This window comes from Antiquaquibacter soli (genome assembly GCF_030580675.1).
In the GTDB taxonomy this organism is placed as follows: domain Bacteria; phylum Actinomycetota; class Actinomycetes; order Actinomycetales; family Microbacteriaceae; genus Rhodoglobus; species Rhodoglobus soli.
Genome location: NZ_JAUQUB010000003.1, coordinates 194840 through 207029, shown reverse-complemented (window position 1 = coordinate 207029; position 12190 = coordinate 194840). Strand labels below are relative to the sequence as shown.

The 12190-nt window shown below is 68.9% G+C and carries 16 protein-coding genes; 11 read left to right on the top strand and 5 right to left on the bottom strand.

The genetic code is table 11. The features are described 5' to 3' along the window. Positions 1-7: 7 nt before the first annotated feature. The 6 genes from Q5716_RS13065 to dnaB all read left to right on the top strand — a co-directional run bounded on the left by Q5716_RS13065 (position 8) and on the right by dnaB (position 5003). A complete protein-coding gene (locus Q5716_RS13065) occupies positions 8-1429 on the top strand; it encodes a CCA tRNA nucleotidyltransferase (RefSeq protein WP_305003591.1) in 1422 nt (473 codons plus the stop codon). Positions 1430-1527: 98 nt separating this feature from the next. Further along, a complete protein-coding gene (gene rpsF, locus Q5716_RS13060) occupies positions 1528-1914 on the top strand; it encodes a 30S ribosomal protein S6 (RefSeq protein ID WP_305003590.1) in 387 nt (128 codons plus the stop codon). Between the two features lie 3 nt (positions 1915-1917). Continuing rightward, positions 1918-2412 (top strand): single-stranded DNA-binding protein, encoded by a 495-nt coding sequence (locus Q5716_RS13055; RefSeq protein ID WP_305003589.1) that lies wholly within the window; start codon positions 1918-1920, stop codon positions 2410-2412. Positions 2413-2444: 32 nt separating this feature from the next. Continuing rightward, positions 2445-2708, top strand: a complete 264-nt coding sequence (gene rpsR / locus Q5716_RS13050) for a 30S ribosomal protein S18 (protein ID WP_097061567.1) — start codon at positions 2445-2447, stop codon at positions 2706-2708. Between the two features lie 12 nt (positions 2709-2720). After that, entirely contained in the window at positions 2721-3173 is a 453-nt protein-coding gene (gene rplI, locus Q5716_RS13045) for a 50S ribosomal protein L9 (RefSeq protein ID WP_305003588.1), read from the top strand. Between the two features lie 447 nt (positions 3174-3620). Then, positions 3621-5003: a replicative DNA helicase gene (gene dnaB, locus Q5716_RS13040; protein ID WP_305003587.1), complete on the top strand. Its 1383-nt coding sequence runs from the start codon at positions 3621-3623 to the stop codon at positions 5001-5003. A 58-nt stretch (positions 5004-5061) separates the two neighbouring features. Here dnaB and Q5716_RS13035 read toward each other — a convergent pair whose 3' ends face one another. Together Q5716_RS13035 and Q5716_RS13030 are read right to left on the bottom strand one after the other, a co-directional pair. Then, the gene (locus Q5716_RS13035; RefSeq protein ID WP_305003586.1) at positions 5062-5610 is read right to left on the bottom strand and encodes a GNAT family N-acetyltransferase; all 549 of its coding nucleotides are present in this window, start codon (positions 5608-5610) and stop codon (positions 5062-5064) included. Next, the gene (locus tag Q5716_RS13030) at positions 5598-6095 is read right to left on the bottom strand and encodes a MarR family winged helix-turn-helix transcriptional regulator (protein ID WP_305003585.1); all 498 of its coding nucleotides are present in this window, start codon (positions 6093-6095) and stop codon (positions 5598-5600) included. Before Q5716_RS13030 ends, Q5716_RS13035 begins: the two co-directional genes overlap by 13 nt. A 41-nt stretch (positions 6096-6136) precedes the next feature. Here Q5716_RS13030 and Q5716_RS13025 point away from each other — a divergent pair, with 41 nt between their 5' ends. Next, positions 6137-6583, top strand: a complete 447-nt coding sequence (locus Q5716_RS13025; RefSeq protein ID WP_305003584.1) for a nuclear transport factor 2 family protein — start codon at positions 6137-6139, stop codon at positions 6581-6583. After that, a complete protein-coding gene (locus Q5716_RS13020; RefSeq protein WP_305003583.1) occupies positions 6580-7761 on the top strand; it encodes an epoxide hydrolase family protein in 1182 nt (393 codons plus the stop codon). The genes Q5716_RS13025 and Q5716_RS13020 overlap by 4 nt, the downstream gene beginning before the upstream one ends. 37 nt (positions 7762-7798) lie before the next feature. Here the strand turns inward: Q5716_RS13020 and Q5716_RS13015 are convergent, their stop codons facing one another. Beyond that, entirely contained in the window at positions 7799-8470 is a 672-nt protein-coding gene (locus Q5716_RS13015) for a TetR/AcrR family transcriptional regulator (RefSeq protein ID WP_305003582.1), read from the bottom strand. A gap of 84 nt (positions 8471-8554) precedes the next feature. Here Q5716_RS13015 and Q5716_RS13010 point away from each other — a divergent pair, with 84 nt between their 5' ends. From Q5716_RS13010 to Q5716_RS13000, 3 genes are read left to right on the top strand one after another with little or no spacing between them, the layout of a single operon-like run. Further along, positions 8555-9181, top strand: a complete 627-nt coding sequence (locus Q5716_RS13010) for a DUF4386 domain-containing protein (RefSeq protein ID WP_305003581.1) — start codon at positions 8555-8557, stop codon at positions 9179-9181. A 31-nt stretch (positions 9182-9212) separates the two neighbouring features. After that, positions 9213-9839, top strand: a complete 627-nt coding sequence (locus Q5716_RS13005) for a DUF308 domain-containing protein (RefSeq protein WP_305003580.1) — start codon at positions 9213-9215, stop codon at positions 9837-9839. Between the two features lies 1 nt (position 9840). Beyond that, on the top strand, positions 9841-10098 hold the full coding sequence (locus tag Q5716_RS13000) for a hypothetical protein (protein WP_305003579.1): 258 nt from the start codon (positions 9841-9843) through the stop codon (positions 10096-10098). Between the two features lie 117 nt (positions 10099-10215). Here the strand turns inward: Q5716_RS13000 and purB are convergent, their stop codons facing one another. Beyond that, positions 10216-11598 (bottom strand): adenylosuccinate lyase, encoded by a 1383-nt coding sequence (purB, locus tag Q5716_RS12995; protein ID WP_305003578.1) that lies wholly within the window; start codon positions 11596-11598, stop codon positions 10216-10218. Beyond that, a complete protein-coding gene (locus Q5716_RS12990) occupies positions 11595-12119 on the bottom strand; it encodes a low molecular weight protein-tyrosine-phosphatase (protein ID WP_305003577.1) in 525 nt (174 codons plus the stop codon). Before Q5716_RS12990 ends, purB begins: the two co-directional genes overlap by 4 nt. Positions 12120-12190 lie beyond the last annotated feature (71 nt).

Genomic DNA, 12190 nt, shown 5'->3' with positions numbered 1-12190 from the left:
GATGACCATGGAGAGCGTCGCGACCGCCATCGAGCGACTCGGCGGGATCGCCGATTCCGCGCCCGTCGCCCGGCTCGCGGAGGCCTTCGCCGGCGCCGGTCGCCAACTCGCCCTCGTGGGGGGGCCCGTGCGCGACGCCTTCCTCGGTCGACCGGTCAACGACCTCGACTTCACGACCGATGCGCGCCCCGACGAGATCCTCGACCTCGTGACCCCCATCTCCGACGCGCAGTGGGACGTCGGTCGGGAGTTCGGCACGATCGCGGCCCGCATCGGCGGCACGACCGTCGAGATCACCACGTACCGCGCCGACAGCTACGACGGGGCGAGCCGCAAGCCGGTCGTCGAGTTCGGCGACTCCCTCGAGGGCGACCTCGTGAGGCGCGATTTCACCGTCAACGCCATGGCGCTCAGCCTGCCCGACCGCCGGCTGGTCGACCCCTGGGGCGGGTTCGAGCACCTCATGTCCCGCACGATCACGACCCCCGGACCGCCGGAGGTCTCGTTCGGCGACGACCCGCTCCGGATGCTGCGCGCCGCCCGGTTCTCCTCGCAGCTCGGGTTCACCGTCGCCCCCGAGACCGTCGCGGCCATGACGGAGCTCGCGCCGCGGATCGAGATCGTGAGTGTCGAGCGAGTGAGCGAGGAGCTGTCGAAGCTGCTGCTGACGGATGACCCGGCTCCGGGCATCCGGCTTCTCGTCGACACCGGCCTCGCGCAGCTCGTCCTGCCGGAGGTACCGGCGCTCCGGCTCGAGCGCGACGAGCACGCGCACCACAAGGACGTCTACGAGCACTCCCTCACCGTGCTGTCTCAGGCGATCGACCTCGAGAAGTCGCGGGGGCACTCCCCCTCGCTGGTGCTGCGACTCGCGGCGCTGCTGCACGACATCGGCAAGCCCGCGACGCGACGCATCGAAGCGGGGGGTGTCGTCACCTTCCACCACCACGACGTCGTCGGCGCCAAGCTCGCGGCCAAGCGGCTCAAGGCCCTCCGGATGCCGAACGACACGATCGCTGCGGTGTCGCGCCTCGTCGAACTGCACTTGCGGTTCTTCGGCTACACCGACGGCGCGTGGACCGACTCGGCGGTGCGCCGGTACGTGCGCGACGCCGGCGACCTCCTCGAGTGGCTGCACATCCTCACCCGCGCGGATGTCACGACCCGCAACGTGCGCAAGGCCGACCGACTCTCGTTCGCGTACGACGACCTCGAGGAGCGCATCGCGGCGATCGCGGAGGCGGAGGGCCTCGCCGCCGTGCGTCCGGAGCTCGACGGGCAGCGCATCATGCAGGTGCTGGGCCTCTCGCCGGGTCCGGAAGTGGGGGCGGCGTACAAGTTCCTGCTCGATCTCCGACTCGACGAAGGGCCCCTCGGCGAGGACGAAGCGGAGCGGCGACTGCTCGAGTGGTGGCGCTCGCGGTCCTGAGTGCCTACACTAGACAGGTTGTCCGCACGCCGGACGACCGTCTACACCCTCCTGTTGCAGACCGTCTGCAACCGTTCTAGTCCGAAGGAGGTGGGTTTGTGACGCACCAGTACGAACTCATGGTCATCCTCGATCCCGAGATCGATGAGCGCACCGTGGCTCCCAGCCTGGACAAGTTCCTCAACGTGATCCGCACCGATGGTGGTTCCATCGACAACGTGGACATCTGGGGACGCCGTCGCCTGGCCTACGAGATCAACAAGAAGTCCGAGGGCATCTACGCCGTCGTCAACTTCACGGCGACCTCGGCCGCGACCCAGGAGCTCGACCGTCAGCTGAAGCTGTCCGAGGCCGTCATGCGCACCAAGGTGCTGCGGGCCGAGGCCGGATTCGCCCAGGTCGCCGCCGCCAAGAAGCTCGCGGACGAGAAGGCCGCCCGTAAGGGTACCGCTCCCGCCGCAGCCGCCGCCAAGGACGCCGAGTAAGCCATGGCCGGCGAGACCATCATCACCGTCGTGGGCAACCTCACGAGTGACCCCGAGCTGCGCTACACGCAGTCCGGGCTTGCGGTCGCCAACTTCACCATCGCGTCGACCCCCCGCAACTTCGACCGTGCGACGAACGACTGGAAGGACGGCGAGGCGCTGTTCCTCCGCGCGTCCTGCTGGCGCGAGTTCGCGGAGCACGTCGCGGGCTCGCTGACGAAGGGCAGCCGCGTCATCGCGACCGGCCGCCTCAAGCAGCGGTCGTACGAGACGAAAGAGGGCGAGAAGCGCACGAGCATCGAGCTCGAGGTCGACGAGATCGGCCCCAGCCTGCGCTACGCGACCGCCCAGGTGACGCGCGCCGCATCGTCGCGCGACGGTGGCGCCCCCCGCGGGGGCGGTCAGGTCGCCGAGGAGCCGTGGGCGGCCAGCGCCCCCGACAGCTCGGGCGACGTCTGGAACACTCCCGGCAGCTACTCCGACGAGACGCCTTTCTAGGCATCCGACAACTTTTCTAAGGACACAACACAATGGCAGGAAAGAGCAGCGGCGACCGCCGCAAGCCCATCCGCAAGGGCAAGGACGGCAAGAACGCCGCTCCGGCCAAGGCGATCCGCGTCGGCGTCATCGACTACAAGGATGTCGCCACGCTTCGTAAGTTCATCTCCGAGCGGGGCAAGATCCGCGCTCGCCGCATCACCGGTGTCTCCGTGCAGGAGCAGCGCCTCATCGCGACGGCCGTCAAGAACGCCCGCGAGATGGCTCTCCTCCCGTACGCGGGCTCGGGCCGTTAAAGGAGTATCGACATGTCCAAGCTGATCCTCACGCACGAGGTCACCGGTCTCGGTGCCCCCGGTGACGTCGTCGACGTCAAGAACGGCTTCGCCCGCAACTACCTCATCCCCCAGGGCTTCGCCGTGGCGTGGACGCGGGGCGGAGAGAAGCAGATCGAGCAGATCAAGGCTGCCCGCGCCGCGCGCGAGCACGCCACGCTCGAGGAGGCGCAGGACCTCAAGGCCCGCCTGCAGGCCACGACCGTGAAGCTCACGGTCAAGGCCGGCCAGGGCGGTCGCCTGTTCGGTTCGGTCAAGACCGCCGACGTCGCGGAGGCCGTTGCGGCCGCCGGCCTCGGCGAGCTCGACAAGCGCAAGATCGAGATCACCAGCCCGATCAAGGCGACCGGCGAGCACGAGGCGACCGTTCGCCTCCGTGACGACATCGTCGCGACCATCACCCTCCAGGTCGTCGCCGCCAAGTAGCGCGACCTCTCGATAGCGGCGGGCCTGCGGGCTCGCCGCTATCGCTGCTTAATGGGGAAATGTCAAGAGCCCGAGGGGAGCGATTCGGGCCTTTTCCCGCACCTTTATGCACAGGAACCAGCACAAACGGGGAAGTCTCAACCGGAAGTCTAAACATGTTTCTACACACATGGTGAGGATAGGGAAAGTGCTGATCAAGGCGCGGTAACTGCACGATCATCCACAGTTATGCACAGATGGATGCACAGTTTCCCCACATCAGTCCCGGCGTTTCGTGCAGATTGCCCACAGCGTCATCCACAGGCCCAGTTGGACCCGGGCGGGGGGCATCCCTATCGTGGTCCAGTCTCAGTCGCCGGCCGAGTCGCGGGTCGCTCGGGCGGGGCGCGGAGTGTCGGCGGGTGCGCTTACAACTGGGGCGTAGCGTCATCCATCGGGAGGGGTCGAATGTCCATTGCTCACTTGGGGCTCGCGGGCGATGCGCGACCGGCCGGCGACTCCGGTCCGGCCCGCGGCGACCGCGTCCCGCCGCACGACCTGCTCGCCGAGCAGAGCGCGATCGGCGGCATGCTCCTGAGCAAGGATGCCGTTGCCGACGTCATCGAGACAGTGCGCGCGGTCGACTTCTACATCCCCAAGCACGAGACGATCTTCGACGCGATCCTCACGCTGTACTCGCACGGCGAGCCGACTGACGTCATCGCCGTCACCGACGAGCTCACCAAGACGGGCCAGCTCGGCCGCGCCGGGGGTGCCGAGTACCTCCACACGCTCACCGCGCTCGTGCCGACCGCCGCCAATGCCGGCTTCTACGCGACGATCGTCGCCGAGAAGGCCGTGCTGCGCCGCCTCGTCGAGGCAGGCACTCGCATCGTGCAGATGGGCTACGCGAGCGAGGGCGAGGTCGTCGACCTCGTCAACAACGCGCAGGCCGAGATCTACAGCGTCACCGGCGGCGTCGAGAGCGAGGACTACGTCCCGCTCACCGAGGCCGTCACCTCGGCGATCGACGAGATCGAGGCGGCCCGCGGTCGCGACGGGCAGATGGTCGGCGTGCCCACGGGGTTCACCGAGCTCGACGAGCTCACCAACGGACTGCACCCCGGGCAGATGATCATCATCGCCGCCCGTCCCGCCATCGGTAAGTCGACGCTCGGCCTCGACATCGCGCGGTCGGCAGCCATCAAGCACGACCTGCCGACGATCGTGTTCTCCCTCGAGATGGGCCGCAGTGAGATCGCGATGCGGTTGCTGTCGGCCGAGGCATCCGTTCCCCTCCAGCACATGCGCAAGGGAACCGTGCACGCCAACGACTGGACGACGATCGCCCAGACGCGCGGCCGCATCAACGACGCTCCGCTCTACATCGATGACAGCCCCAACATGACGCTCGTGGAGATCCGCGCGAAGGCGCGGCGGCTCAAGCAGCGCGTCGGCCTCAAGATGGTCGTCATCGACTACCTGCAGCTCATGACGAGCGGCAAGAAGGTCGAGTCGCGTCAGCAGGAGGTCTCGGAGTTCTCGCGTGCGCTCAAGCTCCTCGCGAAGGAGCTCGAGGTGCCGGTCATCGCGATCTCGCAGCTGAACCGTGGCCCCGAGCAGCGCGCCGACAAGAAGCCCGCACTCTCCGACCTGCGCGAATCGGGCTCGATCGAGCAGGACGCCGACATGGTCATCCTGCTGCACCGCGAGAGCGCCTACGAGGCCGACAACGCTCGCGCGGGCGAGGCCGACCTCATCGTCGCCAAGCACCGCAACGGACCCACTCGCACGATCACCGTCGCATTCCACGGGCACTTCTCGCGGTTCAGCGACATGGCGCCGGGATAAGCAGCAGCCGTCTGAAATCCGGCTGATCGCAGGCGATTCCGATATCACGTCCCTCGACTCAGGCGTCGGTCCGGAGGATGCGTTGATAGAGGACGTGGTCCTGCCAGCGTCCGGCGATTTTCAGATAGTCCCGCGCGAGACCGATAGGCGTAAACAGGTTCCCTTCGAGCACGCGCTGCGACGCACGGTTGTGCACGAGCGTCGCCGCCTCCAGTCGGTGGAGGCCATGCTCTTCGCGCGCCTCGCGAACAACCTCGCCCACAGCCCAGCGCGCGAGCCCTCGCCCGCGCTCGTCCTCATCGACCCAGTACCCGAGCCGACCGCTGGAGAACGCACCGTGTTCCACGGCGCTGAGATTGAGCAGGCCGACGATGCGGTCCGCGCGCACCATGACGTACGGGAAAGCAGCGCCCGCGGCTCGCGCTGCGAGACGCCGGTCAAAAGCCGCGCCCTGCCCGTCATCGCTGAAGAATCCGTCGTCGCGGAGTGGTTCCCACGGTGCCAGCGCTTCGCGGTTGCGGCGGTAGGCGTTCGCGAGAGACGGGCCGTCGGCGATGTCGAGCGGACGGAGAGCGATTCGGCCGCGCTCGGCGATCACTCGCTCCACGGGATGCTCCGATCGGCGATGCGAGCGGACACGCCGACATCGTCGAGCAGGCCGCCGAGGGCTCGGCGCAGCGCGGCGACATCGTCGCTGCCGAGAACAGATCGCAGGCGGTCATCGAAGTCGCGTCGTGCGACGCGGGCCGCATCGATGACAGCGCGTCCGGCGTCCGTGAGCGCGACGACGCGCGCGCGCCGATCGTTGCTCGACACGCGGCGGATGACGAAGCCCAGTCGTTCCAGCTCTGCGACGTGCTTCGACGCGCCCTGCTGCGTCATGCCCAGGTCGGCGGCCAGCTCCCCAATTGTCTGCTCACCCGCCAGTAAGCGCTGGAACACATATCCGTGCGCTCGGGTCACCTCGAATCCGCGCTCCCGTATCGCGGCACGAATGAGAGTGTCTGTGGCGGCACCGGCGAGCGAAAGAAGGGTCGCGGTGTCGAGATCGTCGGGCCGGCGCGGGTCAACGGGAAGTGCTTCTGGGCGCATGCGACTAGACTACACAACTAGGGTTGTGTAATCATGTGGGCATGACCGAAGTAACAAAGGACACCCGGACCCTCGACGACCCGGAAGAGGTTGTTCGCCGCTACTACCGCATCGTTTCCGACCTGTCGTCAACCGAAGACGACCTGCGCAGCATCCTCGCGCAGGACGTGATCGTCACCGAGCACCCCAATGCGCTCGTCCCGACTGGAGCGCGGCGTAACCTGACGCAGACGCTCGACGGATTCCGCCGCGGCAAGGGACTTCTGCGCGAGCAGGTGTTCGAGGTGCACGACGTCATCGCCCAGGGCGACCGTGCTGCCGTTCGAGCGACATGGCGCGGCGTCGTCGGCGTCGATGCCGGGCCCTTTCGAGCCGGTCAGGAACTGATCGCACACGTGGCCGCCGCGCTAACCGTGCGCGACGGACGCGTCGTCGCCCACGAGACCTTCGACTGCTACGAGCCGTTCACGACGGCACCCGCCCTGTGAGCGCACCCGTGGTGGGCACCGCCATCCCGTGGACGCCGGGCTGGGCGCCGGAAGCGGTCGACGACCTGCGTGCCCGCCTTCGCTCGACCCGTCGAGCGCTCTCGTCCTTCGGGCACGCCTGGAGCGAGGGGACCGATCCCTCCTACCTCACCGGCCTGCTGGCGTATTGGGCAGACGGGTTCGACTTCGCGCAGGGGGAGGCGGAGGTCGCCAGACATCCCTGGTTCGAGGCGGATGTCGCGTGCGGAGCGCAGTCCCCGCTGCGGCTGCGGTTCATCCACCTTCGCGGCGCCGAGCGCACGGGCGGACGGGCTCCCCTGCCGCTTCTGCTCTGCCACGGATGGCCGGATTCCGCCTGGCGGTACCAGGACGTGATCGACCAGCTCGCCGACCCCGCTTCGCACGGCGGCGACCCGGATGAATCGTTCGACGTCGTCGTGCCCGACATGCCGGGCTACGGGTTCTCCCCCGCGCCCGGTCAGGTGATCGATTCGATCGGCGTCGCGCACGCGTTCGCTGCGCTGATGCGCGATCTGGGCTACGAGCGCTATGCGGTCGCCGGGGGAGACATCGGCAGCTCGGTCGCCCGGTTCATCGCGTTAGAGCATCCCGCCGACGTGGTCGCGGTCCACCGCATGGACGCCGGCATCCCCGTGTTCGCCGGCGAGCCGGCGACGCTGTCAGCCGAGGAACGAGCGTTCCTCGACGCAGCTGCGGCGTGGGCCGCACGCGAGGGGGCCTACGCCGCCATGCACCGCACGAAACCCGCGACGATCGCAGCCGCTCTCTCCGATTCCCCTGCGGGTCTCGCAGCGTGGACCGTCGAGAAGCTGCACGCGTGGAGCGACTCGAGCCACGGGCCCGTGGGAGGGTTCACTCGCGACGCGATCCTCTCCCTGCTGACCACGGTGTGGACCGAGAACAGCACCGGACCGTCGATGCGCATGTACCGAGCCAACGCCGCGATACCGGCCGATCAGCACTCGCGGCGGGTCGAGGTTCCCTCTGGCTTCTCGTTCTTCCCGGCTGACCTCCTCACCCCGCCACGCGCCTGGCTCGAGCGAATCGCGAACGTCACTTCCGTCAGCTATCCAGGATCGGGCGGGCACTTCGCCCCTCGCGAAGCGCCAGAGGTTTACGCGCAGGAACTGCGAGCGTTCTTTCGTTCCTCATGGTGAGATCAGCCTGATCCGGACGTCCGCTTGCTGAGTCTGCCTACCGCGACACCCACCCCGCGGCGTGCAGCCGCTCCATGGCATCGAGCAGCAGCTCCAGTCCGAAGTCGAACTCGGCGTCGTCGTCGCACGCCCCCGCCGGGTTGCGTGCGGTCGAGTCGGCGGCGATCGAGGCGACGTGCGGGAAGGCCGCGGCGAGAGCCGCGAGCTGCGCGGGGTCGGGGGCCGGGGCAGGCGCGGCACCCGGGGCCGGGCTGAACGCCTCCGGCGCGAAGCCCCACACGCGGTGCCCGAGCGCGTGCATCCCGTAGTGGATCAGGTCGTACGAGAACCCCGCGCGGGCGAGATCGCCGGCGACGGCGTCGAGGTGGGCGAGCACTGCAGGCGACTGGCGGGTGGCCTGCAGGATGCCCGACCGGAGCCACGGGTGTCGCTCGAGTGCCGCCCGTGCCGCGTGCACTCGGTACCGCACCGATTCCCGCCACCCCAGCCCGGCGTCGGGCGCGGGGTAGCGCGAGACGACCGTGTCGATGACGCCCGAGACGAGGTCGTCCTTGTCGGCGACGTGCTTGTACAGCGCCATCGGGACCACGCCGAGGCGGGCCGAGAGGGACCTCATGCTCAGGGCATCCGGGCCGGCCTCGTCGGCGAGGGCGATCGCGGCCTCGAGTACGCGCGCCCGGTTCAGCGGGCTGCGGTGCGGCTCGACCACGGCTGACCTCCGGCTTGACGGGTGTACGGCGTACGCCTATGGTAGCTCAGGTGTACGCCGTACACCTGACTCGAAAGGCACCCGATGACTGACGACCGACGACTCGCCCGCTGGGCGGGAGCGCTCTATCTCGCGACCTTCCTCACCTCGTTCCCCGCGCTCGCTCTCAAGACCGCCTATCTCACCGGCGGCGCGCCAACGGGAGCAGCGGCCGCTGGCGCCGTGCTCGAGCTCGCCCTCGCCGCCACCTGCGTCGGCACCGCCGTGACCCTCTACCCGATCACTCGACGCGTGAGCGAAGCGCGCGCGCTCGGCTTCGTGGCCTCGCGCACGATCGAGGCGGCGACCATCATCGTGGGCGTGCTCGCGCTGCTCTCGGTGGTGACATTGCGCGCGGCCGACGAGAGCGACACCGCCGCGGTCGCGATCCACGACTGGGCGTTCCTCCTCGGCCCGGCCTTCATGTCGGCGACGAACGCCCTCCTGCTGGGATCCGTGCTGTACCGGGCGCGGCTCGTGCCCCGCGTCATCCCCCTCGTCGGACTCATCGGCGCACCCCTGCTGCTCGCCTCCTCCATCGCGGTGCTCTTCGGCCTGTGGACGCAGACGTCGCCCGTCGGCGCGCTCTCGGCGCTGCCCATCGCGGCGTGGGAGCTGACCCTCGGCATCTGGCTCGTGGCGAAGGGAGTGCGGACCGTCGGAGCCGAGTGAGGGGCCACGGGGCGCGCCTAGACTGGAACCCGTGAGCTCTTGGATCGCCCTGCTACTGCGCGCCGTGCCCGCGGTGGCCCTCGCGGTCGTCGTGACCTTCTCCGCCGACCACTCCGCGCCGCTGGGGCTCCTCACGTTCGGGATCTTCGGCGCGGCGTCCGGCGCCGTGATCACGGCGTTCGCGCTGCGCTCGGCGGCCGGGCTCGAGCGCACGCTCCAGCTTGCGCAGGGCATCCTCACCGCCGCCGCCGGAATCGCGACGCTCGCGGTCGTCAGCGGAGGGCTCCCCTACCTCGTCTTCATCGTGAGCGGTTGGGCGGTGCTGTCGGGATTCATCGAGCTCTACCTCGGCATCCGCACCCGTCGCACCTCGCCGATCTCCCGGGACCGCATCTTCGTGGGGGCACTCACCGTGCTCCTCGCGGTCGTCCTCCTGGTGATCCCACCGGACTTCTCGCAGCCGTTCACCGGGCCCGACGACGTGGAGCGCGAGCTCACGGCATCCGTCATCGTCGTCGGGCTGCTCGGTGCCTACTGGGCGATTCTCGGCGTCTTCCTGATCATTGCGGCCCTGTCGCAGAAGTGGGCGGATGCTCCGGCCCCCGCAACTCCCGCCTCCGACGCCGTGACCACCCCCGCCCCCGAGCCGAAGGCCTGACGTGAACGCCCCCGCCCCTCGCGACCGCACCCGTCCTGCTGAGCTGCTCATCATCTCGGGTGTGCTGGCGATCTTCGTGGGCCTCGTCGTGCTCATGTCGACGCGGGAGATCGTGCTGTCGCTGATCTTCCTCGTGATCGCGTTCATCGTGGCGCTCGTCGTGCTCGCGATGCTCGCGCTCGCCGTGCAGCCCGACTTCGCGGAGAAGTCCGATATCGACGAGCAGGACCGCGAGCAGGGCGGCCGGCGCGGCCACTAGCGGCACCGGCGCCGGCGCGGCGATCGAGTCATCCATCCCGTTTCTCAGGAATATCGGGCTGCCGACTGCACTATCCATTCGGCGACGGGGTATTCCTGAGAAACAGGGTTCCCGGGGCTACTTCTCCACGTACCGCACGAGGTCGCTCGCGAGCCCCGCGTAACCGGCGGGCGTGAGGACCCGCAGCCGCGCCTTCGCCTCGTCGCCGATGTCGAGGCCGTCGATGAACTCGACGAGTTCCGCCTGCCCCACTCGCTTGCCCCGCGTGAGCTCCTTGAGGATCGCGTACGGGTCGGCGATCGAGCTGCGCCCGGCGGCGACCTCGGCGCGGATGACCGTCTGGATCGCCTCGCCGAGCACCTCCCAGTTCGAGTCGAGGTCGGCGGCGAGGGCCGCCTCGTCGAGGTCGATCTCGGTGAGCCCGCGCTCGATGTTGTCGAGGGCGAGGAGGGAGTGGCCGAGCGCGACGCCGACGTTGCGCTGGGTCGTCGAGTCGGTCAGGTCGCGCTGCAGACGGGATGTCACGAGCGTCGCGCCGAGCGAATCGAGCAGGGCACTCGACAGCTCGAGGTTCGCCTCCGCGTTCTCGAACCGGATGGGGTTGATCTTGTGCGGCATCGTGGACGACCCGGTCGCGCCCGGCTGCGGGATCTGCCGGAAGTAGCCCATCGAGATGTAGGTCCACACGTCGGTGCAGAGGTTGTGGAGCACGCGGTTCGCGTGGCTGATGCGCGAGTAGAGCTCGGCCTGCCAGTCGTGCGACTCGATCTGGGTGGTGAGCGGGTTCCAGGTGAGGCCGAGGGATGTCACGAACTCCTGCGAGATCGCCGGCCAGTCGAGCCCGGGCTCTGCCGCGAGGTGCGCCGCGAAGGTGCCGGTCGCGCCGCTGAACTTGCCGAGGTACTCGGTCGCCTCGATCTGGGCGAGGATGCGCTCCAGCCGGTAGACCACGACGGCGAACTCCTTGCCCATGGTGGAGGGCGTCGCGGGCTGGCCGTGCGTGTGGGAGAGCATCGAGACATCCCGGTACCGCACCGCGATCCCGCGCAGCGACTCGATGACCGCGCGGAACTTCGGCAGCCACACGTCGCGCACGGCGGCCGAGATGGTGAGGGCGTAGGAGAGGTTGTTGATGTCCTCGCTGGTGCACGCGAAGTGCGTGAGCTCGGCGATCGAGTTGAGACCGAGCTCGGCGAGCTTCTCGCGTACGAGGTACTCGACGGCCTTGACGTCGTGGCGGGTTGTCGCCTCGAGGGTGGCGAGCCGGTCGATCTGCTCGGACCCGAAGTCTGCCGCGAACTCGCGCAGCGTTCGGGCCTGCTCGTGGTCGAGACGGCGGCTGCCGAACAGCTCCCGGTCGGTGAGGTAGAGGAGCCACTCGACCTCGACGCGCACGCGCGCCCGATTGAGGCCCGCCTCCGACAGGTGGTCGCCGAGCGCCGAGACGGCCGCGCGATAGCGGCCGTCGAGGGGGCTCAGGGGCTGGTCGGGCAGGCTCATGTGACTCCCTGTCGGATTGCTGGCTTGATCTGCCGAAACAGCGCGGCGCACGCCTGGGTGATCATCCCGAGGACCTGGTCGAAGAGCGCGGCGTCCGAGTAGTACGGGTCCGGCACGTCGACCAGGGGGGCCTGATCGCTGTCGAAGCTCAGTAGTAACTGTACTTTCGACCGGTCGGCCTCGTTGGTCGCCCAGGCCTTGAGGATGCGCTCCTGGCTGCGGTCGAAGACGACGACGAGGTCGAGGTCGGCGAACCAACTCGGGTCGAACTGGCGCGCCCGGTGCCCGCTTCCGTTGTGGCCGCGCGCTGCGAGGGCGGCGAGCGTGCGGTCGTCGGATGGCTCGCCCACGTGCCAGTCGCCGGTGCCGGCGGACATCACCCCGATGCCCTTCTCCAGCCCCGCTTGCTTGACCATGGCCTTGAACACGGTCTCCGCCATGGGCGACCGGCAGATGTTGCCGGTGCACACGAAGCAGATTCGGAAGAGCGCCGACTCACCGAAAGCCCGCTCGAACGTCATGCTCCATTGTGGCGCGGAACCCCTCCCCACCACAGGCCCGGATCGGTGAACAATCCCCCGATCGCGGCCGC

Coding starts and splice junctions, on each gene's coding strand:
- Q5716_RS13065 (WP_305003591.1), top strand. CDS start 8: ATGGAGAGCGTCGCGACCGCCATCGAGCGACTCGGCGGGATCGCCGAT.
- Q5716_RS13055 (WP_305003589.1), top strand. CDS start 1,918: ATGGCCGGCGAGACCATCATCACCGTCGTGGGCAACCTCACGAGTGAC.
- rpsR (WP_097061567.1), top strand. CDS start 2,445: ATGGCAGGAAAGAGCAGCGGCGACCGCCGCAAGCCCATCCGCAAGGGC.
- rplI (WP_305003588.1), top strand. CDS start 2,721: ATGTCCAAGCTGATCCTCACGCACGAGGTCACCGGTCTCGGTGCCCCC.
- dnaB (WP_305003587.1), top strand. CDS start 3,621: ATGTCCATTGCTCACTTGGGGCTCGCGGGCGATGCGCGACCGGCCGGC.
- Q5716_RS13030 (WP_305003585.1), bottom strand. CDS start 6,095: ATGCGCCCAGAAGCACTTCCCGTTGACCCGCGCCGGCCCGACGATCTC.
- Q5716_RS13025 (WP_305003584.1), top strand. CDS start 6,137: ATGACCGAAGTAACAAAGGACACCCGGACCCTCGACGACCCGGAAGAG.
- Q5716_RS13010 (WP_305003581.1), top strand. CDS start 8,555: ATGACTGACGACCGACGACTCGCCCGCTGGGCGGGAGCGCTCTATCTC.
- purB (WP_305003578.1), bottom strand. CDS start 11,598: ATGAGCCTGCCCGACCAGCCCCTGAGCCCCCTCGACGGCCGCTATCGC.
- Q5716_RS12990 (WP_305003577.1), bottom strand. CDS start 12,119: ATGACGTTCGAGCGGGCTTTCGGTGAGTCGGCGCTCTTCCGAATCTGC.